Origin of the sequence: Methylorubrum pseudosasae (assembly GCF_029504475.1) — a bacterium.
Classification (GTDB): Bacteria; Pseudomonadota; Alphaproteobacteria; order Rhizobiales; family Beijerinckiaceae; genus Methylobacterium; species Methylobacterium extorquens.
Map to the genome: position 1 here is coordinate 269,533 of NZ_JAQGDU010000002.1, position 26,272 is coordinate 295,804.

Consider the following 26,272-nt stretch of genomic DNA (forward strand, 5'->3'; position numbering starts at 1 on the left):
TGCCAGCCCCAACCTGAAACGCGGATGAAGAGGCGATCAGCGCAGCGCGATGTACCACTCGTGCGGGCCGCAGAGCCGGTCGATCATCGCCGTCTGCAACTGGAAGCCGGACGGATCATCCGTGATCAGCCCGGAGACCTGCGAGGCATGCGCCTCGACCGCCCGGCGCTTGGCCGCACGCTCGTCCTCCACCGCGAGGCGGTAGCCTTCGGGGGCCGGCCCGACCTCGCGCTCCGGCGGCAGGGTCCAGCCCCAGACCGGGTAGGCATAGGCCGCGATACCGGGAAGCCGGGCCTGGGCGAGACCGGCGATGGCGGCCGAGGCGGTGTGGTCGCAATGGGGATCGTGCCGCCAGGTCACGAACAGGGCGCTCGCTCCGGCCTCTCGGGCGATGTCGGCGATCCGGTCCGCCGCCGCCTCGGCGTCTGCGCCCTCGCTCGGCACACCGCCATCGGGCAGGCGCAGGAAATGGACATGCTCGGAGCTCAGCCCGAGTTCGGCCATCGCCGCCACGGTCTCCGCCTCGCGCAGGTCCCGCAGGCGGTCGTGCGGATAGGCCTTGGAGTTCGGGTGCGAGCCGCAGCCGTTGCTGACGATGACGACGCGGACCGTTCGGCCCTCGCGCACGGCCTGCGCGATCAGCCCGCCGCAGCCAAGGCTCTCGTCGTCGGGGTGGGGCGCGACCACGACGAGGCCGCCCCCGTCCGGCACCAGGGTCGCGAGATCGGCGACGGGCAAGGCCTTCACGGCCTCGAGGAAGGCGTCGGCACGCATGAGAAGCCTCCTATTCCGCTCGCGCGGCGAGATAACGCGAAAATCCCTTGGCGCGCAGGTCGCAGGCCGGGCAAGTGCCGCAGCCATAGCCCCATTCGTGGCGCGCCCCGCGCTCGCCGAGATAGCAGGTATGGCTCTCCTCGACGACGAGATCCACGAGCGCCCGCCCGCCCAGGGTCTCAGCCAGCGCCCAGGTCTGCGCCTTGTCGATCCACATCAGGGGCGTGTGCAGCACGAAGCGGCGCTCCATCCCGAGGTTGAGCGCGACCTGCAGCGCCTTGATCGTGTCGTCGCGGCAATCGGGATAGCCGGAATAGTCGGTTTCGCACATGCCGCCGACGATGTGGCGCAGGCCCCGGCGGTAGGCGAGCGCGGCGGCGAAGGTGAGGAAGGCCAGGTTGCGGCCGGGCACGAAGGTGTTGGGGAGGCCGTCGCGGGCGAACGCGATCGCGCTGTCGCGGGTCAGCGCCGTGTCGGAGATTTCGCCGAGTGCGGCGAGCGCCAGCGTGTGATCCGGCCCGAGCCGGCGTCCCCAGGCCGGATCGAGGGCGGTCAGGCCCTGTCGCAGGGCCGCGCGCCGATCGAGTTCGACCCGGTGGCGCTGGCCGTAATCGAAGCCGAGCGTCTCCACATGCGGGAAGCGATCGAGCGCCCAGGCGAGGCAGGTCGCCGAATCCTGGCCGCCGGAGAACAGCACCAGCGCACCGGTCTCACCGCCCGCCACGGCCGCGTCCTCCGGCATGGTCAGTCGCCCTCGTACTCGGCCCAGGAATAGGGCGTCTCGAAGATCCGCACGCTGGAAAGCCCCGGAATCGCCGGCTTGGCGCGATGCCAGATCCAGGCCGCGATATGCTCGGCGGTGGGATTCTCCAGCCCCTCGATCTCGTTGAGGCAATGGTGGTCGAGCCGCTCCAGGAGCGGCGCGAAAGCGCTCTCGATGTCGTAGAAATCGACCACCCAGCCGCTCGTCGGATCGACCGCGCCGGAGACCGTCAGCTCCACACGGTAGGAATGCCCATGCATGCGGTGGCAGCGATGGGTCTGCGGCACGTTCGGCAGGCGGTGAGCCGCCTCGAAGGTGAAGGCCTGGGTGATCTTCATCGCGGGATCTTCACGAGGTCCGGAACGGTCCCGCCGCGGACAGCGCAGCGGGTCGACGGCGGCCGGCGGGCGCACCGAGATCGTGGATATGTCATCACATCGGCCGAAATGCACCCTCTATCCGGTCTTTGCAGCCGCGAGCCCGCGTGTGGTGATCGTGCCGGCGCGGCCCCTCGAACCAGACCGACCTCATCGCCTGGGACCGCTCGGATGATTCGTTCGAGATCGCGCTCGGGTTCAAGGGGAGACTGCAGTGGGCGTTCGGACCCGATCGCGACGTGGACGCACGATCGTCACCCGCCGACGCACGCAGCGCTGGCGGCCCGGCCCAGGGGCGAGCATCAATCAACGAACGCAGGTGCGACGGTGGGCCGGAGGCGGCTCCGACGCCCAAGCTGGCCGGGGAGAGATGTCACGCCCATCCAGGCACACGAAGCGGCGAGCGTGGCCCGTTGGGGTTACGGCTACCATCCATAATCGACGTTGCGCGCGTTAGTTGTTCATCTCAAGCTCTCGTCGCCGGCTTTCGTCGCGCTGCCACGACTGAACTGTCGCGCAGGATGCTCGTCAGCATTCCTGCATCCTTCAAAAACCGCCGGTGCTCGCGCTGCATGCAGAAAGAACTCCTGTCGTCGCGAGTGCGGCAGCAAGATTACACATAAAATCAAGGCCTGGAGCCGTATCCGGCCTGATTGCATCAGGCTGGCGGCTCTCGGTCTTTGCTTTGATGCGCAGTCTTTCGACGAACCGGTGGCCGCTCCTTCGGAATGCGGTCTGGCCGAGTCGTCTCATGTCATGATGCAGGAAGCATCAGGCGAGATGGAGAGTCTTGATGAAGATCTCATGCGTCGGTGCGGGGCCTGCCGGACTGTATTTCGCGATCGTGATGAAGCGGCGCAACCCGAACCATGAGATTGTCGTCCACGAGCGAAACCCAGCGGGAACGACGCATGGCTGGGGCGTCGTCTTCTGGGAGGATCTTCTTGCCACCCTGCGGACCAACGATCCGGACAGCGCGCAGGCGATCGCGGACCAGGCGGTTCCCTGGTCCGGGCAAGTGGTCGACGTCGAGGGGCAACCGCCGCTTGCACCACGGAGGCGGGGGCTACGGCCTCTGCCGTCGTCGCCTCCTGCAGATCCTCATCGAGCGGGCGCTCGCGCTCGGCGTCGACGTGCGGTTCGAGAGCGAGATCAGCGAGCTGAGTCAGGTCGCCGATGCCGACCTCATCGTGGCGGCCGACGGTGTCGCCAGTCCGTTGCGTCGGCACCGCGCGGATCAGTTTCGGCCGCAGATCGAAGCCGGCCGCAACAAATACCTCTGGCTCGCAACGACACAGCGTTTCCCGTCCTTCACGTTCGGATTCGTTCCGACCAGCGCCGGATGGGTCTGGTTTCACGCCTACTCCTTCAAGGAAGGAATGAGTACGTTCATCGTGGAATGCGCACCGGAGACGTGGAAGGGGCTCGGTCTTGGCACGATGCGCGCGGATGCCGAGCTGCGGCTACTGGAAAGCATATTTGCCAAGCATCTCGACGGGCACGAACTAATCAGCCGCGATGGCCAGGGCAACACACTGCCATGGTCGAGCTTCCGCAGGTTGGTCAACCGAAGGTGGCGCGCGGACAACTTGGTGCTGATCGGCGACGCCGCGCATACGACACATTTCACGATCGGTTCGGGAACGCGTCTGGCCATCGACGACGCGATCGCGCTCGCCTCGGCGTTGAGCGAGCACGACAGCCTTCCCCGCGCCCTCGACGCGTTCGACCGTCGACGCCAACGCGCGCTCGCTCGGGTGCAACGGGATGCGCGCCTGAGTGCGGAATGGTTCGAGAACCTTCCACGCTACATCCGCTACAACGCACCCGCCTTCTTCACGCTCCTGCTCGCGAGGCGCTCTCGTCTGTTGAAGCGGATACCTGCGAGAACATACCTGTATTTGCGTGGTCAATATACCAAACTGACGGGTCGCGCGGCCGCTCCTCTCGGGCGAATCGGCCGACCGGCGCACCCGTTCGGATCAAGAGCCAAATGCGGCATCGCCGGAGCCGAACCGGGAACGCCCCGCCATTGACGCTGTCAGCGCCGGAGCGGGCTGAGAGCCGCGGGATCCGGATCGACGCCGAAGTCGGCGAGGGCACCAGCGTCGTGCTGAGCCTTCGCGGCCTCACAACCCGGTCGGCACCGTCTCACCGCCGAGCGCCGCCTGAATCTCGCTCTGGCCCGCATCTGCGTGTTCGCCCTGAGCTGGCCAAGGTGGAAAAGGCATCCAATCCGTGAACGCGTCCGACGCGTAGCCATGGTCGCACGAAGCGACCCGCCAGGGCTCGCTGTCACTGGAACTGCGCGGATCCCAGCGAATGACGGCGCGGCGGTCCGGCTCGCGCCGGTTGATGGCGATGATCCAGCGGCCGTCGCGGGGCGCCCGATCCATGATCCGCCAGCTCCACATCGATCAATCCTCGGATCCTCAGACCTGGGGACCCTAAACGCTGGATCAGGTCAGACCGTTCGGTCTGCTCAACTCAAATCGTCCGTCGCTCGTCAGCCCGGCTGGCGTTTCGTGATCGGCCGGAGCGAACCGTTGAAGGGGCCCGGCTTCATGCCGTGTTCGCGGGCGCGCTCCCAATCAGCGCCTGTCCGCCCAGCAAGGAGGCGATCGGCGCGGACTGCATCTCGAGGCTGTTGAGGGCCCGCCCGATCTGCCGCCCCTCCCACCAGAATTCGGCGAAGAGAACGGCGAGGACCCCGAGCAGCCCCCAGGTCAAGAGATCCCACCCGAGGATGTACACGCCGTAGGGGGGCGACAGCGCGGTCCCGAGATATGACAGGCCGATCGCTGCCGCGAAGCCGAGGACGAGGATCGGGGGCAGGCGGATCATCAGTCGCCGGTAGTGGCGCAGGGCGAGGTTGAGTTCCTCGACGGAGGAGTGATCGAGCCTGAGCGCCGCGGCGTCCGGCGTCGTGGAATCAGGCGTCATCGGGCATCCTTCTGGCCATAGGGCGGCCGGCCGCGGTTGCGCGCGAAGGTGGTCGAGGTCGGCGGCGGATGCAACCGCCGGCCGCACCTGTTCCGCCTGCCCACCCGCCTGCCCAAGCATCGCTGTCAGCCGAAGCCGGAAGCTGCCCTTCAGGGCAATGCCCTCACGGAATCCCGATGATCTTGTGCGTCTGGAGCGAGAGCCGCCAGCGGGCGTTCGACCGGCAATAGGCCACCGCCGCCGCGGTGTGGGCGGCCGCGTCCGGGCCGTCCATCGGCTGCAGGAAATGATGTCGAAAGGGCAAATCCGAAAAACGCTCCGGCGCGGCCTCGGCCTCCGCCTGCGGGAAGACGAGCTTCAGCTCGTCGCCCGAGGTCTGGACCAGCGGGTTGCCGGCCTTGGGGCTCACGCAGATCCAGTCGATGCCGGGCGGTGCGGGAAGCGTCCCGTTGGTCTCCACCGCGACCTCGAAGCCGCGGGCATGGACGGCCGCGATCAACGCCTCGTCGAGTTGCAGCAGCGGCTCGCCGCCGGTGAACACGACGTAGCGGTTGGCCGTCCCCCCGGCCCAGGTCGCGGCGATCGCGTCCGCCAGGATCTCGGCGGAGGCGAAGCGCCCGCCGCCCTCTCCGTCCATCCCGACGAAATCGGTGTCGCAGAAGCGGCAGGCGGCGCCCGCCCGGTCCTCCTCGCGGCCGGACCAGAGATTGCAGCCGGAAAACCGGCAGAACACCGCCGCGCGCCCGGCCTGGGCGCCCTCGCCCTGAAGTGTGTGGAAGAGTTCCTTGACCGCGTAGGACATCGTTGCGCTTTTCTGTCAGGTCTTGCCCATACCTCCGGGAGGCGCGGAAGACCAAGCGGGGCACGATTTCGCGGAACGCAACCCTGATCGGCCGTGTACCGTTAGGCAAAACGCCGGGCTCTGCCATGCTCTCGCCACGGAGGGCACGTTGATGAACGGGTATCCTCGATCCGACCCTGTCCGGGCGCTTTCTTCACGAAGGCCCGGAGCCGGCAACGGAATTCCTGCTCCGCGGCGTCCCGCGCCCTCCCACCCTTTCGAGATTGGCCCGATGGTGAACCGTGTTTGGGGACGGCTGATCGGCTCGCTCACCGCCCTCGGCCTGATGGCGGGGGCGGCCTCGGCGGTGACGGCACCGATCCTCGTCGTCGATGCCGAGTCCGGCAAGGTGCTCTACAGCCAGGGCGCGACCGACCCCTGGTATCCGGCCTCGATCACCAAGCTGATGACCACCTATGTCGCCCTCGACATGGTACGCCAGGGCAAGGTCTCCCTCGACACGCTGCTGACGGTGTCGCCGGCCGCTGCCGCCGAGCCGCCCTCGAAGATGGGCTTCAAGCCGGGCACGCAGATCACCCTCGACAACGCCCTCAAGATCATCATGGTCAAGTCGGCCAACGACGTGTCCTGGGCGATCGGCGAGGGGCTCGGCGGCTCCGTCGAGGGCTTCGCCGACATGATGAACGAGACCGCGCACCGGATCGGCATGCGCGAGAGCCGCTGGTACAACCCCAACGGCCTGCCCGAGCCGCGGCAATGGACGAGCGCCCGCGACATGGCGGTCCTGGCCCGCGCGCTGATGCCGCGACTTTCCCAACCAGCAGAACCTGTTCTCGATCTCGGCGATCCAGTTCGGCAAGTCGGTGATGGCCAACCATAACGGCCTGCTCGGGCGCTATCCCGGCGCCGACGGCATGAAGACCGGCTTCATCTGCTCGGGCGGCTTCAACGTGGTGGCGACCGCGACCCGCGGCGGCCGGCGCATCATTACCGTGGTGATGGGCCAGCCGAGCGCACGCGAGCGCGACATCAAGGCTGCCGACCTGTTCGATTACGGCTTCGGCCAGTCGGCGGGCTGGACCGCGCCGACGCTCGAATCGCTGCCGCCCTCCAACGTCGCCGCCCCGCCGGACATGCGGCCCTACATTTGCGACAAGCGCAAGCCGATGCCGGTGGACGAAGGCCCCGGCGCGCTGACCGCGAGCGGCCCCGGCGCCAGCAGCGCGACGACGCAGCTCCTCGGCTCGGCGACCCCGGACGCCACCAACCTCGCCTTCGCCGCGCTCAGCAGCGCCAATGTCCGCGGACGCACCCTGCCGCCGCGGGCGCCGCTCCAGCCGATCCCGGTCTGGATCGGCAGCAGCCCCACGGAAGGCGCGATGACGCTGGCCCGCGAGGAACAGGAGGCGCAGGCTTCCAAGCAGGCGGCCCGTCAGGCCGCGCTGGAGGCTGCCCAGCGCAAGCGCGCGGAAGCCAAGGCCACCAAGGACGCGGCCCGAGAGGCCGCCAAGCAGGCCGCCTCTGAGAAAGCCGCCAAGGCGCGCGCCGCCGCTGTGACCGCGCCCAAGCCCGCCACGAAGACCGCCGCCGGCCGGGATAAGAGCGTGCCGGCCACGACCAGCGCCTACACGGCGGTGGAGGCCGCTCCGAAGGCGGCGGCGAAGCCGGCGCACAAGCCGGCCGCCAAGAAGCCCGAAGCGGCCAAGCCCGCCGCCAAGAAGGCGGACAAGAAGCCCGCCAAGGCCAAGAACGACGAGTCGTAAGGGGTTTTCGAAGGCCCCCGGCATCGTCATATCGTTGCCGAGACGCACGCTGCGGTGACGGCTGATCCCCTCGCCCCCGCCGGGGAGAGGGGGAACCGCGAGCGGCTCAGACTTCGAAAGCCGTTCCACGATGCCTCAGACCGAACAACCCGGCCGTCCTGCGCCGATCCCGCTCACCGTGCTCACGGGCTTCCTCGGCGCGGGCAAGACCACGCTGCTGAACCGCCTCCTCGGCGATCCGGCGCTCGCCGACACGGTGGTGATCGTCAACGAGTTCGGCGAGATCGGGCTCGACCACCTGCTGATCGAGACGGTCGATGAGGGGATGATCCTGCTCGGCGCCGGCTGCCTGTGCTGCACCGTGCGCGGCGACCTGATCTCGACGCTGGAAGACCTTCTGCGCCGCCGCGACAACGGCCGCATCAATCCGTTCCGCCGGGTGGTGATCGAGACCACGGGGCTCGCCGACCCGGCGCCGATCCTCCACGCCTTGATCTACCACCCCTATCTCGCGATCCGCTTCCAGTTGCAGGGCGTGGTGACCGTGATCGATGCGGTCAACGGCGCCGACACCCTCGACGCGCACGGCGAGGCCCTGCGGCAGGCGGCGGTCGCCGACCATCTCGTGGTGACCAAGGGCGACCTGCCCGGCGCTGGGGCGGAGGCGCTGACCCAACGGCTCGTCGCCCTCAATCCGGGGGCCCGGATCCACGGGCCCGACGTGCCGGCCGAGCGCCTGCTCGGCGGCCTGTTCGGCCTCGACGGCAAGGGGGAGGACGTGCGCGCCTGGCTCGGCGCGGAAGAGCACGCGCACGGCCATCACCACGACCACGGTCACCATCATCACGACGTGAACCGGCACGACGCGGCGATCCGCGCTTTTCACCTCACCAGCGACGAACCGGTACCGCGCCCGACCTTCGAGATGTTCCTGGATCTTCTGCGTTCGGCACACGGGCCGAAACTGCTGCGCCTCAAGGGGCTCGTGGCGCTCGCCGACGATCCGGAGCGGCCGGTCGTGGTGCACGGGGTGCAGCACGTCGTCCACACGCCGGTGACGCTGCCGGCCTGGCCCGATGCGGATCGCCGTTCGCGGCTCGTGCTGATCGTGCGCGACCTCGACCCGGCCTTCGTCCGCCGGATCTGGGACGCCTTTCTCGGCAAGCCCGCCCTGGACACACCGGACCGGGCGGCGCTCACCGACAACCCGCTGGCGATCCCGGGGGGATAGGGCGTCGTCCCGGCGACGTCTCGGGCGTGTTCACGTCGCGCGAGGACACGCCGCGCCCTCGTGGCACGCCCTGAGACGCAGCAAGCCGGGAGCGGAGACGGCCGTCGACGCCGCATCGTCCGGGGCCGATCAGTCGAGGTGGTCGCCGTAGCGCTGGACGTGGTCTGCGAGGCCGAGGCCGTGGTCGCGCACGAGGCGCTCGGCGCGATCCGCGTCGCGAGCCTCCAAAGCCTCGATGATCTGCACGTGCTCCTCGATCGACTTCGAGGCGCGGTCGCCCTGGCGGAGCGCCGTGTTGCGGATGCCGCGCACATGCATCAGCAGGTTGCTGGTCAGGTCCGTGATCACCGCGCTGTGGCCAAGCGCAATGATCTTCTGGTGGAAGCGGATATTGGCTTCCGAGTACTCGTCGAGATGCTCGTAAGGCTGGCCGTCGAAGAACTCCGGGAAGGAGCGACGCAGGCAGGCCAGATCCTCGTCCGAGGCGGCGGTGCAGGCGAGCCGCGCCGCCATGCTCTCCAGCGCCGCCCAGGCCTGGATCATGCCGACGATCTCGCGCTTCGTCTTCTTGACGACGAACACGCCGCGCCGGGGCTCGTTGCGCACGAAGCCTTCCTGCTCCAGCACCGTCAGCGCCTCGCGGATCGGCGTGCGGCTCACGCCGAGCGTCTGCGACAGGCCGCGCTCATCAAGCCGAACATCCCCGGTCTGGCCGTAGATATCCATGTTGGTGATCGCGGATTTCAGCGCCTCGTAGGCCAGCGTCCGCAGGCTCGTCGCCGGAACGATCGGCTTGATCGAGAGATTTTCCATCACTTCGGATCGACCTTGATGCCGATGGGGTTGCGGGTCCGGAGTGGAAGCATCGAGCCGCGAGAGCATGGCGTCTCATCCTTCGGAAGACAAGGCAGCCCGCACTCCGGCGTCCCGGCTCTCCCCGCGGAATCCGCACGAGAACATGCGGATCTTTGGTCTCCGGCCCGAAATGTTGACCTCTGGCATCTGGTATGCCAGAAGAAAACCGGGGAGTCGATGCCGGCGGCATTCGCCGGGTGCAGGGCAGCCTCGCGGATGGTGCCCTGAGCTGCGCTCACGTCGCGCATGCCAGCCGTACCGGACGCCCAAGACCGGCACGGAACCAGACCGGCACGGAACCCTACGGGCGCACAAGGCCGACACCATCGGCCGATCAGCGCCCGGCAACATGCCACTCTCCTGGGGAGGAGACCTGCGATGAGCAAGGCACCGGGCAAGGCCCTCGAGGGCGTTCGCATCCTCGATTTCACCCATGTTCAATCGGGGCCGACCTGCACGCAATTGCTCGCGTGGTTCGGGGCCGACGTCATCAAGGTCGAGCGGCCGGGCGCGGGCGACGCGACGCGCCAGCAGCTTCAGGACCTTCCCGGCGTGGACAGCCTCTATTTCACGATGCTGAACCACAACAAGCGTTCGATCACGCTCGACGGCAAGAACCCCAAGGGCAACGCGATCCTCTGGCGGCTCATCGCCGAGTGCGATGTGCTGGTCGAGAACTTCGCCCCCGGTGCGCTCGATCGCATGGGGCTGACCTGGGAGAAACTGCAGGCCGCCAATCCGGGCCTGATCCTGGCCTCGGTGAAGGGCTTCGGGCCCGGCCGCTACCAGGATTGCAAGGTCTACGAGAACGTCGCCCAATGCGTCGGCGGCGCGGCCTCCACCACCGGCTGGCGCGACGGCGTGCCGATGGTGTCGGGGGCGCAGATCGGCGATTCCGGCACCGGCCTGCATCTGGCGCTCGGCATCGTCACGGCCCTCTACCAGCGCACCCAGACGGGGCAGGGCCAGCGCGTTGATTGTGCCATGCAGGACGGGGTGCTCAACCTCTGCCGGGTGAAGCTGCGGGACCAGCAGCGCCTCGCCCACGGCCCGCTGATGGAATACAGCCAGTACGGCGAGGGCGTCCCCTTCGGCGAGGCGGTGCCGCGGGCCGGCAACGATTCCGGCGGGGGGCAGCCCGGCCGCATCCTCAAGTGCAAGGGCTGGGAGCAGGATCCCAACGCTTACATCTACTTCATCACGCAGGGCGCGGTCTGGGGGCCGATCTGCGACATCATCGGCGAGCCGGACTGGAAGACTGATCCGGCCTACGCGACGCCGAAAGCCCGCCTGCCGCATCTCAACGAGATCTTCACGCGCATCGAAGCGTGGACGATGAAGCACGACAAGCTCGAGGCGATGGAGATCCTCAACGCCTACGAGATCCCGTGCGGACCGATCCTGTCGATGCGGGAGATCGCCGAGGATCCGATGCTGCGGGCGAACGGCACGGTGGTCGAGGTCGAGCACCCGACCCGCGGGGCCTATCTGACGGTGGGCAACCCGATCAAGCTGTCGGCGAGCCCCACCGAGATCACCCGCGCGCCGCTGCTCGGCGAGCATACCGACGAGATCCTGCGCGAGGTGCTGGGCTGCACCGATACGGAAATCAGCGACATCCTCGGTTCGGGTGCGGTGGGCGGCGTACACCGCATCGCCGCGGAATAGGTTGCGGCACTATCCTGCCTAAAGCCAGCGGAGTCGGAACTTGATTTCCTCTTTCTGGTATGCCAGATACCAAGGCAGACAGGCGAGACCCGATACGGCGGCGTTGCGCACCGTTCGGGCCGGCGACCGGAGGATACGGTGATGGCCGAAAACGTCTCAGATCACGCCGCGGACCGCGCTCTGGCGGATCTCGTGGACGCGTTCGGTCACTACTCCGATGCCGAGATGCAGGCTTTTCTCGATGCGACGCCGTTCGCGGCCGAGATGCGCTGCGGAGTCTCGCTCGCCCAAACCGGCCGGGCCCGAATGGCTGGCTGCCGCGGGATTTGCTGCAGGCGAAGTCGCGGTTCAGGCGGCGCGGGCGTAGCGGTCGGCGGTCTCCAGCGCCGGGGTGCCGCGGCTCGTCGGGGCATCCTGCGCGGCGCTCGAGACGGTGAGCCGGTCGGCCAGCTTCACGACGAGCAAAGCCTGCACGGCGACGAGGAAAACGAGCGCGGCGAGCCAAGTGGCGAGCATGATAGTCTCCGTCGGTGCGGACTATGGTGCGGTGCGAACGAAATCGAGATAAGCCGCGCGTTTTGGGATATGAAGTACAAAATACCAGATACGCGCATGCGTCACGTGCATGTGAATGGCGCGCCGTGATCTGACGATGCGCGAATCCGGCTGCAATCCCTGCGGCCGACGACGGTGTGACAGAAGCAATTCTATGTCGCACCGCAGCATGGCTGCGGTTCAGGAGTTCGCCCGGCCGGCCTCCGGACCCCATGCGCCGAGGGTCGAGGTTTGCGTCCGGGCAGAGAACCTCGTCGAGCGGCGCGACGCTCTCAGTCTGCTCCGTCAGGCCCGTCGCTGCGAGCGCCCGCGCGGTCCCGGCGTCGCGGCATGCGGCGGCGAGACCCGCCGGGTCAAGGCCGACGAGACGACCGCTCTCGAAGCGCGCGAAGACCCGCCCCGATGCCCGGTCGGCGAAGCGCACCACCGAGACCTGCCGCAAGGCCTCCCGAAGAAAGCGCGCCTCGGCCTCCGGTGCGTCGGCAACGCCGCGATAGACATCAGCCGCCGCGCGGGCGCGGATATCGATCCGCCGGTAGCGCTCGATCGCCAGCAGAGCTTTGGCATCGAGGATCGTCATCGCGTCGTTCGTGCCGAAGGCGATGGTGAGCGGGCGCGCGCCCTTGGGCACGCTGTTGTCGAGAAACTCGTAGGTGACCGGCCGGTCCCGGCGCAGCGCCCAGGTGAAGAACAGCCGCGGCATGCCGGTGAAGGCCTCGACGTTGTGCGCGAGCAGATCCTCGACCGCCTTGTAGCGCCCGAACTCCTCGCCCCGCTTCCAGGCCCGCTCCACGGTTTCCTCGGGCGGCGTGATCATGAATTGTAGATAGACGCGCTGGCCGAACCGGGTGAGGAGCTGGCCCGCACCGTCGCTGCCGGCCTCCGTCGAGAAGCTGTCGAAGCGGAAGCGGTCGATCAGCAGGTGCGAGAGGCGGCCGCCGGCTGCCTTGCGGGTGATGTAGCGGTCGAGCTTGGCATCGATGATCTCGACCTCGTGCCCGGTCAGCGGCCCGGCATAGCGGCGCGCTTCGCCCAAGCTGTCATAGTCCAGCAGGAACTTGCGCCAGACGTCGGGCGTGATGACGGCGAAGTCCTGCCATTGCGCGCCGATCCGGCCGGCGAGGTCGCGCTGATAGGGCCGGATCGTGCTCTTGCCCGAGGCCGAGGCGCCCTTGACGGTCATCACCACCGGCTGCGCTTGCGGCGCGGGCCGATGGTAGCCCTGCGCCGCGGCGACCGCCTCGATCCAGGGCGCGATCAGTGCGCCGATCCGGTCGCTGCCGCAGCGGTTGGTGACGAGGATGCCGGCGAGCCGCCGCAGCAGCGTGCGGTCGCGGATCAGCATGCCCTGGCGGGCGATGACGTGGCCGAACACCGTGCGCAGGGCCTCGCGGGCGGCGCTCTCCATGCTCTCGGGCTCGCTCGCGGACGCGCATCGTTTGTCGAGGCGGGCAAGGATGCGAGCCTGCCCGTCGCCGGCTGGAGAAGGGGAAGGGGAGGGCGGCTCGCGCGGGCCGAGGCGGCGGAGCCATCCGGCCCAGCCGGAGACCGGTTCGGGCGGCGGCGCGGGCGCCTCGTCGAACAGGGCCGACAACTCGCATTCCAGCGCCGCATCGGCCTCGGCGCGGACCGCGTCCAGGGTCGCCGCGACCGCGTCGAGGCGGTGCATCACGCCCTCGCGCAGCAGCGTGCCGACGATGCGCCGGAAGTTCAGTCCGAGATCTGCATAAACTTCGCCGACGGGGACCGAGATGTCGGCCATGACCCGAATCAGCACCTCGTGGACCGCGAGGCGCTCCGGCCTGAAGGGGGCGAGCTGCGTCGCGGGCAGGCCGCTGACATCGGACAGTTCGAGGATTTCGGAAAAGGGCAGGCGGACGTTCTCGGGCCGGAACACCGTCGCGAGCGGGCGCATCGCCCGCGGCAGGCCGGGTTCGAGGCCGGGATTCCAGGCGTGGAAGGCTGGCTCGTCCGCGCGGACGGTGCCGGCGGCCTCGGCCGGAAACCTGTCAGAGAGGGGCGGCGCGGCGTCGGTCATCGCTCGCCCCTCCCGGTTTCGATCAGGCGGCGGAGGCGTTCTCGATCGCCTCGAACCGGATCTGGTAGGCCTCGCCCCACAGGCTCGCCGCCCGCTCGTGCCACGCGGTGTCGAAGAACAGCTTGGCGCAGAACGAGCTGCGCCAGATGCACACCGCGATGATGCGCTCGTCCAGAACGCGGATGTGGCGGCTCTCCAGCCCGCCGGCGATGCCAAGACGGGGCAACATGTCGATGCTCGACGCACCGAATTCGTTCTCGCCCGGGAAGACGATCGGGCATTCGATGACGGTCAGATGTTTCATCGGGTTTTCCATGGCGGACGCCTTTTCTCGGACTCGTCTTCCGACCTGTTCCGGATCGTTCTCGCACAACGCTCGGTGAACGGTGCCTGCTCCCGGCAGGCATGAATCCGTAACGAGATGCGTCGTGTCCGGCGCTCCATTTGCGCTCACTGTGAGCCGTGCGCCTTCACGTATGCGGCAATGCCGGCGGGTTCGTCGCCCTTGCTTGGCTCATATCCTGGCCGACTCCTTGGCCGGCGCAGTCCCAGATACTCAGGATCGCGCTAATGCGGCAGGATTCCATCAGGGCGATGTGATCGACCTTCCGCTCGCAGAAGGTCTTCAGCCGCTCCTGCGCCGAGGCGCCGACATCGACCGCGGGAAAGTCGTGATCGGTGATGAGCCAGACGCTGCGGTTGTAGATCTCGGGGCCCTCGGTCGCCACCGCGCGGAAGATGTCGCGCTGGGTCAGCAGACCCGTCACCGTGGCGTCGGCATCGCCCTCGACGACGACGAGCGCGCCCGTTCCCGGCTCGGCGAGGAGTTGCGCCGCCTCGGCCACGGATCGGTCCCGGTGGATGGTGCGGACGCCACCGGCATCCGGCTCACGGCGCATCGTTCCAAACACGGCGCTCCTCCATCGGCATGCCTCTCGGACGGGGCCGCCTTGGACTGCAGGCTGGTATACAGCATACCTATTGTCAATCCTGCGTTTTGAATTATGGTGCCGCCGTCCGGGCGGGATTGGCAAGATTGAGCCGCCAAGATCGATCCGCTTAGACGTCCTCCGTTCGGCCGGTGCGGCATGATCCGAGGCAGGTCCTGCCCCCTGATCCAGGGCTGCACGAAAGCCTCGCGCTTGTCCTCGCAGGGTGTCCCCGGGAACCGGCAGAGCTCATCCGCGGCGGTGCCTTTCGGCTTCGTCAGCGCATTCTGACGAGGTGGCAGCCGGTTCGTCGAAACTCGGCGCGTTGAAACCAGGGTCCTGATCCGCCGATCCGATGTGATCGAGTTGGATGCGACTCCAAGAATTCACCGGACGAACGCGATGGTCTGCTCATGCAGTCATTCCGCGTCAGCAAATATTTAAAGTCATATTCAAAAAATAATCGAGAAATTGAGCGACCAAAAAGCTCGGAAAAATCGAGCGTAAACTGGAGATACGTCCATGACCCAACCTACGACAACATACGTTCCACCACCGACGAGCCGATGGCTGCAATTGGTGTTCGGCATCGTCTGCATGTGCATGATCGCCAACATGCAGTACGGCTGGACGTTCTTCGTCAACCCGATGCAGGAACGGCACGGCTGGGACCGCGCCGCGATCCAAGTCGCCTTCACCCTGTTCGTTCTCACCGAGACCTGGCTGGTGCCGATCGAGGGCTGGTTCGTCGACAAGTACGGCCCGCGGGCCGTGACGCTCGTCGGCGGCCTGTTGTGCGGGCTGGCCTGGGTGATCAATGCCTACGCCGACACGCTTTGGCTGCTCTATGTCGGGGCGGCTGTTGGCGGCACCGGTGCGGGCGCGGTCTACGGTACCTGCGTCGGCAACTCGCTGAAGTGGTTCCCCGACCGGCGCGGTCTGGCCGCCGGCCTCACCGCCATGGGCTTCGGCGCGGGCTCGGCGCTCACCGTCGTGCCGATCCAGGCGGTGATCCACCATTACGGCTACGAGGCCGCCTTCTTCTGGTTCGGGATCGGCCAGGGCCTGATCGTGATGCTGATCGCCCTGTTCCTCGTCGCGCCGAAGAAAGGGCAGGTGCCCGAGATCGCCCGCGTCAGCCAGAGCCGGCGTGACTTCACGCCCGGCGAGATGGTGCGCACCCCGATCTTCTGGGTGATGTACGCGATGTTCGTGATGATGGCGGCCGGCGGCCTGATGGCCACCGCCCAACTCGGCCCCATCGCCAAGGACTTCCATATCGCCGACGTGCCGGTGAGCCTGCTGGGGATCACCCTGCCGGCACTGACCTTCGCTGCCACGATCGACCGGGTGCTCAACGGCGTGACGCGCCCACTCTTCGGCTGGATCTCCGACCATATCGGCCGTGAGAACACGATGTTTCTTTCCTTCGGCATCGAGGGCGTGGGCATCTACCTGCTGAGCCAGTTCGGCCAGGACCCGATCCTGTTCGTGATCCTGACCGGTCTGGTGTTCTTCGCCTGGGGCGAGATCTACTCGCTGTTCCCGGCGACCTGCGGCGACACCTTCGGCTCGAAATACGCCGCCACCAATGCCGGCCTGCTCTACACGGCCAAGGGCACGGCGGCGCTGATCGTGCCCTATACCAGCATCCTCACGACCATGACGGGGAGCTGGCACGCGGTGTTCCTGGCGGCCGCCGCGCTCAACATCCTGGCGGCGCTGATGGCGATCTTCGTCCTCAAGCCGATGCGGCAGGCCTACACGCGGCAGGAGTCGACCGTCTTGGAGGCCAACTTGGAGGCCAAGCCGAAGACGGTCTCCGCTCACTGAGGCCGCGCACGGGCCGGGCCGCCGCCTGGCCTTTCGAACAATGTCGGCGCGCACCGGGCTCAGACGCCCGGTGCGCGCCGACGCGTTTTCCGGTCCCGACGTCGTGCATTTTTTGACGTGCTCCCGCCGACGCGGTCGCCCCGGTGTGCCGGGTTGCCGCACCGCCACGCTTGGACTTTGCTGCTCTGGTATATTGTATGCCTAGCATCATTGTGCATGATGCGGCGCCAGGGGAGCACGAGAAACGTTCAGGGAGAGAACCGGATGGTACACCAACCGGCCGAGCAACACGTGCCGCTCCAGGCGCCTCCGGATGCGCCTTCCGCCAAGTGGTGGCAACTCGCCTTCGGCGTGCTCTGCATGGCCATGATCGCCAACCTTCAGTACGGCTGGACGCTCTTCGTCGATCCGATCGACGCGCAGCACCAATGGGGGCGCACGGCGATCCAGTTCGCCTTCACGATTTTCGTCGCCACCGAAACCTGGCTGGTTCCGATCGAGACGTGGTTCGTCGATCGCTACGGGCCGAGCATCGTGGTGGGCTTTGGCGGCGTCATGATCGCCTTGTCCTGGACCTTGAACGCCTACGCCGACTCGCTTTCCCTGCTCTACGCCGCGGCAGTGATCGGCGGGATCGGCGCCGGTTCGGTCTACGGCACCTGTGTCGGCAACGCCCTGAAGTGGTTCCCGGATCGCCGCGGCCTGGCGGCGGGCGCGACGGCGGCGGGCTTCGGCGCGGGAGCGGCGGCCACCGTGGTGCCGATCGCCCACATGATTGCCGCGAGCGGCTACCAGAAGGCCTTCCTCGTCTTCGGGCTCGGCCAGGGATTGGTCGTTGTCCTGCTGTCCTTCCTGCTGCGCAAACCGTCGGTTGCCGTGCCGATCCGGCGCAAGAACCTGCGCCTGCCCCAGACCAAGATCGACCGCAGCCCGAAGGAAGCGGTGCGCACCCCCGTGTTCTGGACGATGTACGCGATGTTCGTGATGGTCGCCTCCGGCGGCCTGATGGCGGCGGCGCAGATCGCGCCGATCGCCCACGACTTCAAGGTCGCCGGCGTGACGATGAACCTGTTCGGCCTACAGATGGCCGCGCTCACCCTGGCGATCTCGCTCGACCGCATCTTCGACGGGTTCGGCCGGCCCTTCTTCGGCTGGGTGTCCGACAACATCGGCCGCGAGAACACGATGTTCATCGCCTTCGTGATCGCCGCGACGGCCTGCATTCTGCTCCTCGGCTACGGACGTAATCCGCTCGTCTTCGTTCTGTGCACGGCGATGTATTTCGGCGTGTTCGGGGAGATCTACTCGCTGTTCCCGGCCACTTGCGGCGACACGTTCGGCTCAAAATACGCCGCCAGCAATGCCGGCCTCCTCTATACGGCCAAGGGGACGGCGGCCTTCCTCGTCCCCTTGGCCAGCGTGCTGTCGGCCTCCTACGGCTGGTCGGCGGTGTTCGGCCTCATCATCGGGCTGAACATCCTGGCCGCGGCGCTGGCGGTCTTCGTGCTGAAGCCGATGCGGCGGCGCTACCTCGCGGTGGAGGCCGAGATCGCCGATGCGGCGGAGGCTCGCGCGGTGAAGTTGGCCTGAGGGCCTCGAACGATGGTCCGCCGCCTCGACGGCTCGCGTCGAGGCGGCGGCCGCCCCAGCTGAATTCCCAGCCATTGAATTTCCCGCCCCGCCCCGACGGCCGACGAAATCACGTCAGGCCGTCCGCCGGAACCGAGGCCGGGACTGACCCTCGTGCGGGAAGAAACAAAGCCGCTGGTTGGTGTGAACAAATCGGCGCAACCAGCGCGGCAGATTACTGAGTTGCGATCTAAACCTATGTTTCATTTCTTGTCGCTGTGAGAAGGAAGTCTCCCATCGTCATCGGGAGATTCGCAGGGTGTCAGACTTCACTTTTCACCGTGTCGGCCGGCTTGTGACGGCCCTGGTCTTGATGGCGGTGCCCGGTTCGTCGTTCGCGCAGGTCGCCATCGGCAACGAACCGGACCCGCTCGTGGACAACCTCCGGGTCGGGCCCAACGCATCCGTGGTGGGGATGTGGTCGCCGGTGAGGGGCTGGCCGCTGGTCGGCATCCACGCGACGCTGATGCCCTCCGGCACCGTCATGACATACGGCACGGCCCTCGGCGGGGACGTGCATGACGGGCGCACCTTCGACCTGTGGGACCCGGCCCGGGGCCTCGACGATCCCGCCGCGCACTACACCCTGCCGAACGCACAGTTCATCGACAGCTTCTGCAGCGCGGCCGCCTTCCTTAAGACGGGCGCGATGCTGATCTCCGGCGGCAGTGCCGTGAGCAACAATTACTCGTCGCGGGCCAGCACCCTGTTCGACCCGAAGACCGCGACGCCGACGGCCGCCGCCTCGCAGCTCGCGTATCAGCGCTGGTACGCCTCGATGCTGACCCTGACGGATGGCCGCATCCTCATCACGGGCGGCGGCGCCCCCTACGTCGTGAACGCTTTTCGAGGGCCTGCCACCGCGATCGCCCAGGGCGACGTCTCGATGACGCCGGAAATCTACACGCCCGGCACGGGCTGGAGCACGCTGCCCGGTGCGACCAGTCGCGACGCGTTCGGTCCCGACTTCAATCGTTGGTGGTATCCGCGGATGTGGGTTGCGCCGAACGGCCGGGTCTTCGGGATCTCGGCCGACAAGATGTGGTCGCTCGATCCGAATGGCCGCGGCGCCACCAGGACGCTCGGCAACTTCAAGACCGGCTTCAATGCTTTCCGGCGACCGAATACCGGCCCGACCTCGACGGCGGCGATGTTCGATGTCGGGCGGATCCTGCAGGTGGGCGGCAACGGGGCCTCGAACGAGCATGCCACGCCCTCGAGCGCGGCCGCCACGGTGATCGACATCCGCGGCCCGGCACCCGTCCTCACCGAGGTGGCGCCGATGGCCAACCCGCGGCAATGGGCGAACTCGACAATCCTCCCCGACGGCACGGTCGCCGTCACCGGCGGCACCCGTTTCGCCGACAATGCGGGCGCCGACGCCGTCTATCCGGCCGAGCTCTGGGATCCCCGCACCGGCCGCTGGAAGACGGGCGCGAGCGCGGCCACCTATCGCGGCTACCACTCGGCGGCGGTGCTCCTGCCCAACGCCACCGTTCTGGTGACCGGCGGGGGCGTTCCCGGACCGGTCACGAACTTCAACGCCGAGATCTACTATCCGCCCTACCTGTTCAGGACGGACAACGGCCGGCAGGTGCTCGCGCCGCGTCCGCGTGTCGCCAGCGTCAATACTAAGACCTTCGACTATGGCGCGCGGCTGACGGTCTCGCTCGCGGGCGACGACACCATTTCCAGGGTCGCTCTCGTCGCCCTCGGGACGGCGACGCACAGCTTCGACAGCAGCCAGCGCTACATCCCGGCAGCCTTCTCCCAGACCGGCCGGACGGTGTCGGTGGTGATGCCCGGCAGCCCCAACATCGCTCCTCCGGGCTACTACATGGCCTTCCTTCTCGACGCGGCCGGCGTTCCCTCGAACGGCATCATCGTCTCGATCGGCGGGATGGCCGCGCCCGTCGCGGGGCCCACCGGGAAGGGGCCGATCAAGGCGCAGATCGGCGAGCTTTCGAAGCGCGTCTCGCGCGGCCGCGACGGCACGACCGTCGTCGTGAACGCCCAGGCTGGGACGCTCTGGCGGCTGACGGGCGGCCAAACCGCCGCGCCGATCGCCGCTCCGAAGCCGATGGCGGACGTGGCCGTCGTGACGGCCGACAGCATCTACGGGCTGGCCACCGATGGAAGCATCCTGCGCTACAACGGCAATGCGTGGAAGCAGGTCGGTCATGGCGGCCGGACGATCTCGGCCTCGGAGGACGGGACGGTCGCCATCACGAACATCGAGGACAACATCTACGTCAAGAACGCCGACGACGACGTGGAGGCCTGGAGCTACATGCCCGGCGCCGCGCTCTCCGGGTCGTACCGATGAGCCGCCTTGCCTACTGGGCGATCGGGATGGACGGCAACGTCCACCGGATCGAGAGAAGCGGAAAATGGACGCAGGTCGGGGAGAGCGTCGGCGACCTCGCGACAGCCGGAGATGGCCGCATCGCCGTCACCAACAAGTTCACCAACGAGATTTGGACCAAGTCCGCCGACGACGTCATCCCGAACTGGCAGCACAATCCGACGAAGGCCATCAGCCTGGCGGTCGCGCGGGGGGGAAGCCTCATCACGGTCGGCCCGGACGGCAATGTCTATCGGGAGTAGCTTCGCCCTTCGCGGACCATGCCTTCAAAGCTTTCGCGGTGTCACGCGGGCCGGTGTCTCGGCCCGCAGCCGCTCTGGCCGGCTGCTTACGACGAGGCTGGGCACGCTTCAGGACCGTGCCGAGTGTGATCAGAAGCCGCTGACGACAAGCCCGCCGCCCTCCGTTCGGGGACCACGGCCGGCGGACGCCGGGAGGTCCGTCTCCCGACGCGCAGCCCCGAAACCCTGGATCCTGCGACCCCTTTTTCGACCGCTCCCCCGACGCTTCCCGCGTGCGGATGCAACGCCATGCGTTTCGTTTGACCGGCCTGTTGGTATTTGGTATGCCAGCTGTGTCGCAACAAGGCCGGCCGCCCGAGACCGGTCCGCACGCTGCGCGCGGCGCAGCAGCAGGCGCGAAACGAGCCCGGCCCGACGCCATCGGGCCCCGCGCCGGACAAAAGCATCCGCACCACAAGGGAGAACGCCGCATGACCGTCCAGGCCCAGAACATCGACGCGATCACCGCGGGCGCGATGCCCCACGAGGAGCCGGAGCTGACGGATGGCTTCCACCTCGTCATCGACGCGCTCAAGCTCAACGGCATCGAGACGATCTACAACGTGCCCGGCATCCCGATCACCGATCTCGGCCGTCTGGCCCAGGCCGAGGGTCTGCGGGTCATCTCCTTCCGTCACGAGCAGAACGCGGGCAATGCCGCCGCGATCGCCGGCTTCCTCACCAAGAAGCCGGGCATCTGCCTCACCGTCTCGGCGCCGGGCTTCCTCAACGGCCTGACCGCGCTGGCCAACGCCACCACCAACTGCTTCCCGATGATCCTGATCTCCGGCTCCTCCGAGCGCGAGATCGTCGATCTGCAGCAGGGCGACTACGAGGAGATGGACCAGCTCGCCATCGCCAAGCCGCTGTGCAAGGCCGCCTTCCGCGTGCTGCACGCCGCCGATATCGGCATCGGCGTGGCCCGCGCGATCCGCGCTGCCGTCTCCGGCCGGCCCGGCGGCGTCTATCTCGATCTGCCCGCCAAGCTCTTTTCGCAAGTCATCGACGCCGATCTGGGCGCGCGCTCGCTGGTCAAGGTGATCGATGCGGCCCCGGCCCAGCTCCCGGCCCCGGCCGCCATCGCCCGGGCGCTCGACGTGCTGAAGTCGGCCGAGCGTCCGCTCATCATCCTCGGCAAGGGCGCCGCCTACGCCCAGGCCGACGAGGCGGTGCGTGCGCTCGTCGAGGAAAGCGGCATCCCCTACGTGCCGATGAGCATGGCCAAGGGCCTCCTGCCCGACACCCACCCGCTCTCGGCCGGCGCGGCCCGCTCCACCGCGCTCAAGGATTCCGACGTGGTGCTGCTGGTGGGCGCTCGCCTCAACTGGCTCCTCTCCCACGGCAAGGGCAAGACCTGGGGCGAGCCCGGCTCGAAGCGCTTCATCCAGATCGACATCGAGCCGCGCGAGATGGACTCGAACGTCGAGATCGTCGCGCCGGTGGTGGGCGATATCGGCTCCTGCGTCGAGGCGCTGCTCGACGGCATTCGTAAGGACTGGAAGGGCGCGCCCTCCAACTGGCTGGAGACGCTGCGGGGCAAGCGCGAGGCCAACATCGCCAAGATGGCCCCGAAGCTGATGAAGAACTCCTCGCCGATGTGCTTCCACTCGGCGCTCGGTGCGCTCCGGACCGTCATCAAGGAGCGGCCCGACGCGATCCTCGTCAACGAGGGTGCCAACACCCTCGATCTGGCGCGCGGCATCATCGACATGTACCAGCCGCGCAAGCGCTTGGACGTCGGCACCTGGGGCGTGATGGGCATCGGCATGGGCTTTGCCGTCGCGGCTGCCGTCGAGACCGGCAAGCCGGTGCTGGCGGTCGAGGGCGACTCGGCCTTCGGCTTCTCCGGCATGGAGGTGGAGACCATCTGCCGCTACGAGCTGCCGGTCTGCATCGTCATCTTCAACAACAACGGCATCTATCGCGGCACCGACACCGATCCGACCGGCCGCGATCCGGGCACCACCGTCTTCGTCAAGAACTCCCGCTACGACAAGATGATGGAGGCTTTCGGCGGCGTCGGCGTGAACGTCACTACGCCGGACGAGCTGAAGCGGGCCGTGGATGAGGCGATGAATTCCGGCAAGCCGACTCTGATCAATGCGGAGATCGACCCGGCCGCCGGCAGCGAGAGCGGCAATATCGGCAGCCTCAACCCGCAGAGCACCTTGAAGAAGAAGTGAGGCGGGCACTGCCCTCCCACCGCTTCGACTGAGCCGGACCGCGGTGCCCGAACTGGGCGCCGCGGTCCTTTTTTGTCCGGCAAGCCCTTCCGTCCCTCATGCTGAGGTGCGGAGCGAAGCGAACGCCTCGAAGCACGCGCGGCGAAAGACCCGAGACGGCCTTTCCAGACACCGGGGAGGGTCAGCGTTCCGGGTTGCTTCGAGGCCCGCCGTCGCGGGCACCTCAGCATGAGGGGCGGCGTCGGGCTCCACCCGCGAGACGCCCCATGTCCTCCTCCGCCTTCGATCCGACGGTTGCTCTCGATCCCCGGCTGGCCGGCCGGCTCGCCTTCCTGCCGCGGCTACCAGGCAAGCCGCCGCTGCCGCCGGGCCGCCATGCGCTCGGCCTGTTCGAGACCCGCGACGCGATGCTCCGCGTGCCCGAGCACATCGATCCACGCCTGCCGACGCCGCTCGTCGTCCTGTTCCACGGTGGCGGCGGCAGCGCCGAAAAGATCCTGCCGATGCTGGAGGCCCATGCGGACAAGCGCGGCTTCCTGCTGCTCGCGCCGCAATCGCTGCACCCGACCTGGGATCTCGTGATCGCCGGCAACGGGCCGGACCGGGAGCGGCTCGACAGGGCGCTCGCCGAGGTCGCCGACCGCTTCCTACTTGACCCAGGCCATCTCGCTTTCGCGGGCCATTCGGACGGCGGCAGCTACGCGCTGTCCCTCGGGCTCACCAACGGTGATCGGGTCAGCCACCTGATCGTGTCGTCCGCCGGGTTCATGTCGGTGCAGGTGCAGGCGGGTGCGCCCAAGATCTTCCTGTCGCACGGCACCCGCGACGAGCAGATCCCGATCGACCGGAGCGCCCGCAACCACGCCCGGCTGCTTCGGGCGGCGGGCTACGACCTCACCAACGTCGAGTATGACGGCCCGCACGCCTACGATCCGGAGGTGGTGAGCCAGGCCGTGGACTTCTTCCTGGGCGATTTCTTCGGTTAGGCGGCGCGGGCGAACGCGCCTTCACCGCAAGATCTGGTTGTTCTCGACGGGATGGCGGATTTCCCCTCTCCCCGCGTGCGGGGAGAGGGGAACGCTCGGCTTTCGCTGTGATCAGATTTGATCAAACGAATACTGTATCAAGGACCCGGACAACGAAAAACCGGACCGACGGAGTCGGCCCGGGAAAGTCATCGGAGGAGGAAGAAACCCGGGCGTCATGCCCGGTCATGCGCTCCCGGGGCGATGCCCCGTCCCGGGAGGATCATGGCCGAAAGAGATTGGCCATCCTGTACGGGCAGCGCGGAGATCCGCGCTGCCGCTTCCCTTTAGACCGCGCGCGACTCGTGCATCGCGGCGATCTGCTCGGGCGAGTAGCCGAGGCCTGCGAGGACCTCGTCGGTGTGCTCGCCCAGAAGCGGCGAAGCCTTGATGTCGACCTTCAGGTCCGAGAACTTGATCGGGGAACCGACGGTCAGATACGAGCCGAGCTTTGGGATGCGGCACCTCGACGATGGTGCCGCTGGCGCGCAGCGACGGATCGGCGGCGATTTCCTTCATCGACAGCACCGGCGAGCACGGGATGTCGAACTTGCGCAGGATATCGACGGCCTCGAACTTGGTCTTGTCGGCCAGCCAATCCTCGATGATGGCGAAGATCTCGAAGATTTTGTCCTGGCGGGCGCGGGGCGTGTTGTAGGCCGGATCGTCGATCCACTCCTCACGGCCGAGCGCCTTGCAGATCGGGGCCCAGGCGTGGCCCTGGATCGTGAAGTAGATGTAGGCGTTCGGGTCCGTCTGCCAGCCCTTGCACTTGAGCACCCAGCCCGGCTGGCCGCCGCCGCCCGCGTTGCCGCCGCGCGGCACCACGTCCGTGAACTCGCCGTGCGGGTATTGCGGGTATTCCTCGAGGTAGCCGATGGCATCGAGGCGCTGCTGGTCGCGCAGCTTCACGCGGCAGAGGTTGATCACCGAATCCTGCATCGACACGGCGACCTTCTGGCCCTTGCCGGTCTTGGTCTTCTGGTGCAGCGCCGTGAGGATGCCGATGGCGAGATGCATTCCGGTGTTCGAGTCACCGAGCGCGGCGGCCGACACGGTGGGCGGGCCGTCCCAGAAGCCGGTGGTCGAGGCGGCACCGCCCGCGCACTGGGCCACGTTCTCGTAGACCTTCAGATCTTCGTAGTGGTGCCCGTCGGAGAAGCCCTTCACCGAGGCGAGGATCATGCCCGGGTTGAGCTCCTGGATGCGGGCCCAGGTGAAGCCCATGCGATCAAGCGCGCCGGGGCCGAAATTCTCGACCATCACGTCGGATTCTTGGATCAGCTTTTCCAAGACTTCCTTGCCCTGCGGGTTCTTGGTGTCCAGCGTCAGCGAACGCTTGTTGGAGTTGAGCATCGTGAAGTAGAGCGCATCCGCGTCCTCGACGTGGCGAAGCTGGTTGCGCGTCACGTCGCCCGAGCCCGGACGCTCGACCTTGATCACGTCCGCCCCGAACCACGCGAGGAGCTGGGTGCAGGCGGGGCCCGCCTGGACGTGGGTGAAATCGATGATTCTGATCCCGTCGAGCGGCTGGGTCATCTCGGTCTTCTCCCTATTTCGACTTCGTTGTGGGTCGTTGTTGGAAAATCGAAAAATATTAAGGCCGGTAATATTGCTGAATGGCTCAGGCGCCCCGCCTTCAGGCGCAGACAAGGGTGCCCAAAGCCTCTTCCAACTCCGCCACGCGGCGGCGCAGGGAGCGCTCTTCCTGAAAGCGCTCGGTCTCGTCGCGGATGACCGCGGCGATGCCGGTGACCTCGCCCGCCGCGCCGTGCAGCAGCGCGACGGTGAAGGCGATCGACAGGGCCCGGCCATCCTTGTGCAGGGCCGGAACCTTGAGCAGCGACGTGCCGTAGCGGGTCTCACCCGTACGCATCGTCTTGGCGTAGCCGTCCCAGTGGCGTCGGCGGTGACGCTCCGGGGTGATGAGGTCGAGGCTCTGCCCGAGCGCCTCGGCTTCCGAGAAGCCGAAGATCCGCTCCGCGGCCGGATTCCAGACGACGATCCGTCCGTCCGCGTCGGAGATCACCACCGCGTCACCGATCGCCGCGACAAGGCCGGACGTGTCGAAGGTCTGCGATTGGGCCATCGGTTGCCCCCCTTCCGCCGGTTGCTAGCCCTGAGGCCGCGCTGTGAGCGGAGAGATGCGATGTCTGTCGAGGATGCCGCGTTCGGTCATGGCAGGCGTTGCCTCCTTGGCTTCCCGGGTCTCGGGCCTTCCGGATCGAGATCGCTCTTTCCGGTGGCTCGTCATTGGC

The 26,272-nt window shown here is 67.6% G+C and carries 19 protein-coding genes and 4 pseudogenes; 10 read left to right on the forward strand and 13 right to left on the reverse strand.

Annotated elements, in window-relative coordinates; all coding sequences use genetic code 11:
* Positions 1 to 36: 36 nt before the first annotated feature.
* Genes M2437_RS02130 through queD form a run of 3 tightly spaced genes read right to left on the reverse strand, consistent with a single transcriptional unit; the run spans position 37 to position 1,875 of the window.
* Positions 37 to 774: a PIG-L deacetylase family protein gene (locus M2437_RS02130; RefSeq protein WP_253389229.1), complete on the reverse strand. Its 738-nt coding sequence runs from the start codon at positions 772 to 774 to the stop codon at positions 37 to 39.
* Between the two features lie 10 nt (positions 775 to 784).
* A complete protein-coding gene (gene queC / locus M2437_RS02135) occupies positions 785 to 1,516 on the reverse strand; it encodes a 7-cyano-7-deazaguanine synthase QueC (RefSeq protein WP_012252874.1) in 732 nt (243 codons plus the stop codon).
* Between the two features lie 2 nt (positions 1,517 to 1,518).
* Positions 1,519 to 1,875: a 6-carboxytetrahydropterin synthase QueD gene (queD, locus tag M2437_RS02140; protein ID WP_003604191.1), complete on the reverse strand. Its 357-nt coding sequence runs from the start codon at positions 1,873 to 1,875 to the stop codon at positions 1,519 to 1,521.
* 1,085 nt (positions 1,876 to 2,960) lie between these two features.
* Between queD and M2437_RS02145 the strand changes: the two genes are divergently transcribed.
* On the forward strand, positions 2,961 to 3,950 hold the full coding sequence (locus M2437_RS02145; protein WP_499006426.1) for an FAD-dependent monooxygenase: 990 nt from the start codon (positions 2,961 to 2,963) through the stop codon (positions 3,948 to 3,950).
* Positions 3,951 to 4,043: 93 nt separating this feature from the next.
* Here M2437_RS02145 and M2437_RS02150 read toward each other — a convergent pair whose 3' ends face one another.
* The 3 genes and pseudogenes from M2437_RS02150 to queE form a co-directional block, all read right to left on the reverse strand.
* A complete protein-coding gene (locus tag M2437_RS02150) occupies positions 4,044 to 4,328 on the reverse strand; it encodes a hypothetical protein (RefSeq protein WP_012252872.1) in 285 nt (94 codons plus the stop codon).
* A 92-nt stretch (positions 4,329 to 4,420) separates the two neighbouring features.
* A pseudogene (locus M2437_RS02155) lies at positions 4,421 to 4,857 on the reverse strand (ABC transporter ATP-binding protein).
* Between the two features lie 163 nt (positions 4,858 to 5,020).
* Positions 5,021 to 5,659, reverse strand: coding sequence for a 7-carboxy-7-deazaguanine synthase (gene queE / locus M2437_RS02160; protein ID WP_012752282.1), 639 nt, complete (start codon positions 5,657 to 5,659; stop codon positions 5,021 to 5,023).
* A 271-nt stretch (positions 5,660 to 5,930) separates the two neighbouring features.
* Here queE and M2437_RS02165 point away from each other — a divergent pair.
* Both M2437_RS02165 and M2437_RS02170 read left to right on the forward strand, forming a co-directional pair.
* Positions 5,931 to 7,422: pseudogene (locus M2437_RS02165) on the forward strand (D-alanyl-D-alanine carboxypeptidase family protein).
* Between the two features lie 130 nt (positions 7,423 to 7,552).
* Positions 7,553 to 8,653, forward strand: coding sequence for a CobW family GTP-binding protein (locus tag M2437_RS02170; protein WP_253389233.1), 1,101 nt, complete (start codon positions 7,553 to 7,555; stop codon positions 8,651 to 8,653).
* Positions 8,654 to 8,782: 129 nt separating this feature from the next.
* Here the strand turns inward: M2437_RS02170 and M2437_RS02175 are convergent, their stop codons facing one another.
* Entirely contained in the window at positions 8,783 to 9,466 is a 684-nt protein-coding gene (locus tag M2437_RS02175) for a GntR family transcriptional regulator (RefSeq protein WP_012752280.1), read from the reverse strand.
* A 420-nt stretch (positions 9,467 to 9,886) separates the two neighbouring features.
* Here M2437_RS02175 and frc (M2437_RS02180) point away from each other — a divergent pair, with 420 nt between their 5' ends.
* Entirely contained in the window at positions 9,887 to 11,176 is a 1,290-nt protein-coding gene (gene frc, locus M2437_RS02180; protein WP_003606199.1) for a formyl-CoA transferase, read from the forward strand.
* A 348-nt stretch (positions 11,177 to 11,524) separates the two neighbouring features.
* Here the strand turns inward: frc (M2437_RS02180) and M2437_RS02185 are convergent, their stop codons facing one another.
* From M2437_RS02185 to M2437_RS02200, 4 genes and pseudogenes are all read right to left on the reverse strand, one after another.
* A complete protein-coding gene (locus M2437_RS02185; protein ID WP_253389235.1) occupies positions 11,525 to 11,692 on the reverse strand; it encodes a hypothetical protein in 168 nt (55 codons plus the stop codon).
* 219 nt (positions 11,693 to 11,911) lie between these two features.
* Positions 11,912 to 13,769: pseudogene (locus tag M2437_RS02190) on the reverse strand (DEAD/DEAH box helicase family protein).
* A gap of 22 nt (positions 13,770 to 13,791) precedes the next feature.
* Entirely contained in the window at positions 13,792 to 14,073 is a 282-nt protein-coding gene (locus tag M2437_RS02195; protein ID WP_012752276.1) for a hypothetical protein, read from the reverse strand.
* Between the two features lie 166 nt (positions 14,074 to 14,239).
* The gene (locus M2437_RS02200; protein ID WP_012252865.1) at positions 14,240 to 14,680 is read right to left on the reverse strand and encodes a CBS domain-containing protein; all 441 of its coding nucleotides are present in this window, start codon (positions 14,678 to 14,680) and stop codon (positions 14,240 to 14,242) included.
* A gap of 540 nt (positions 14,681 to 15,220) precedes the next feature.
* Between M2437_RS02200 and oxlT (M2437_RS02205) the strand changes: the two genes are divergently transcribed.
* From oxlT (M2437_RS02205) to M2437_RS02230, 6 genes are all read left to right on the forward strand, one after another.
* Positions 15,221 to 16,531, forward strand: a complete 1,311-nt coding sequence (gene oxlT, locus M2437_RS02205; RefSeq protein ID WP_041357529.1) for an oxalate/formate MFS antiporter — start codon at positions 15,221 to 15,223, stop codon at positions 16,529 to 16,531.
* 264 nt (positions 16,532 to 16,795) lie between these two features.
* Entirely contained in the window at positions 16,796 to 18,121 is a 1,326-nt protein-coding gene (gene oxlT, locus M2437_RS02210) for an oxalate/formate MFS antiporter (protein WP_253389237.1), read from the forward strand.
* A 298-nt stretch (positions 18,122 to 18,419) separates the two neighbouring features.
* Positions 18,420 to 20,486: a galactose oxidase early set domain-containing protein gene (locus tag M2437_RS02215; protein WP_499006431.1), complete on the forward strand. Its 2,067-nt coding sequence runs from the start codon at positions 18,420 to 18,422 to the stop codon at positions 20,484 to 20,486.
* Entirely contained in the window at positions 20,483 to 20,767 is a 285-nt protein-coding gene (locus tag M2437_RS02220; RefSeq protein ID WP_499006433.1) for a hypothetical protein, read from the forward strand. The genes M2437_RS02215 and M2437_RS02220 overlap by 4 nt, the downstream gene beginning before the upstream one ends.
* A 470-nt stretch (positions 20,768 to 21,237) precedes the next feature.
* Entirely contained in the window at positions 21,238 to 22,989 is a 1,752-nt protein-coding gene (gene oxc, locus M2437_RS02225) for an oxalyl-CoA decarboxylase (protein WP_003602643.1), read from the forward strand.
* A 266-nt stretch (positions 22,990 to 23,255) separates the two neighbouring features.
* Complete coding sequence (locus M2437_RS02230; protein ID WP_253389239.1) at positions 23,256 to 23,975, forward strand: alpha/beta hydrolase; 720 nt, start codon at positions 23,256 to 23,258, stop codon at positions 23,973 to 23,975.
* 326 nt (positions 23,976 to 24,301) lie between these two features.
* Here M2437_RS02230 and frc (M2437_RS02235) read toward each other — a convergent pair.
* Together frc (M2437_RS02235) and M2437_RS02240 are read right to left on the reverse strand one after the other, a co-directional pair.
* Positions 24,302 to 25,553 (reverse strand): annotated as a pseudogene (gene frc, locus M2437_RS02235) (formyl-CoA transferase).
* Between the two features lie 100 nt (positions 25,554 to 25,653).
* Positions 25,654 to 26,103 carry a PAS domain-containing protein gene (locus tag M2437_RS02240; RefSeq protein WP_015821836.1) on the reverse strand — a complete coding sequence of 150 codons (450 nt, stop codon included), beginning with the start codon at positions 26,101 to 26,103 and terminating at the stop codon, positions 25,654 to 25,656.
* Between the last annotated feature and the right edge of the window lie 169 nt (positions 26,104 to 26,272).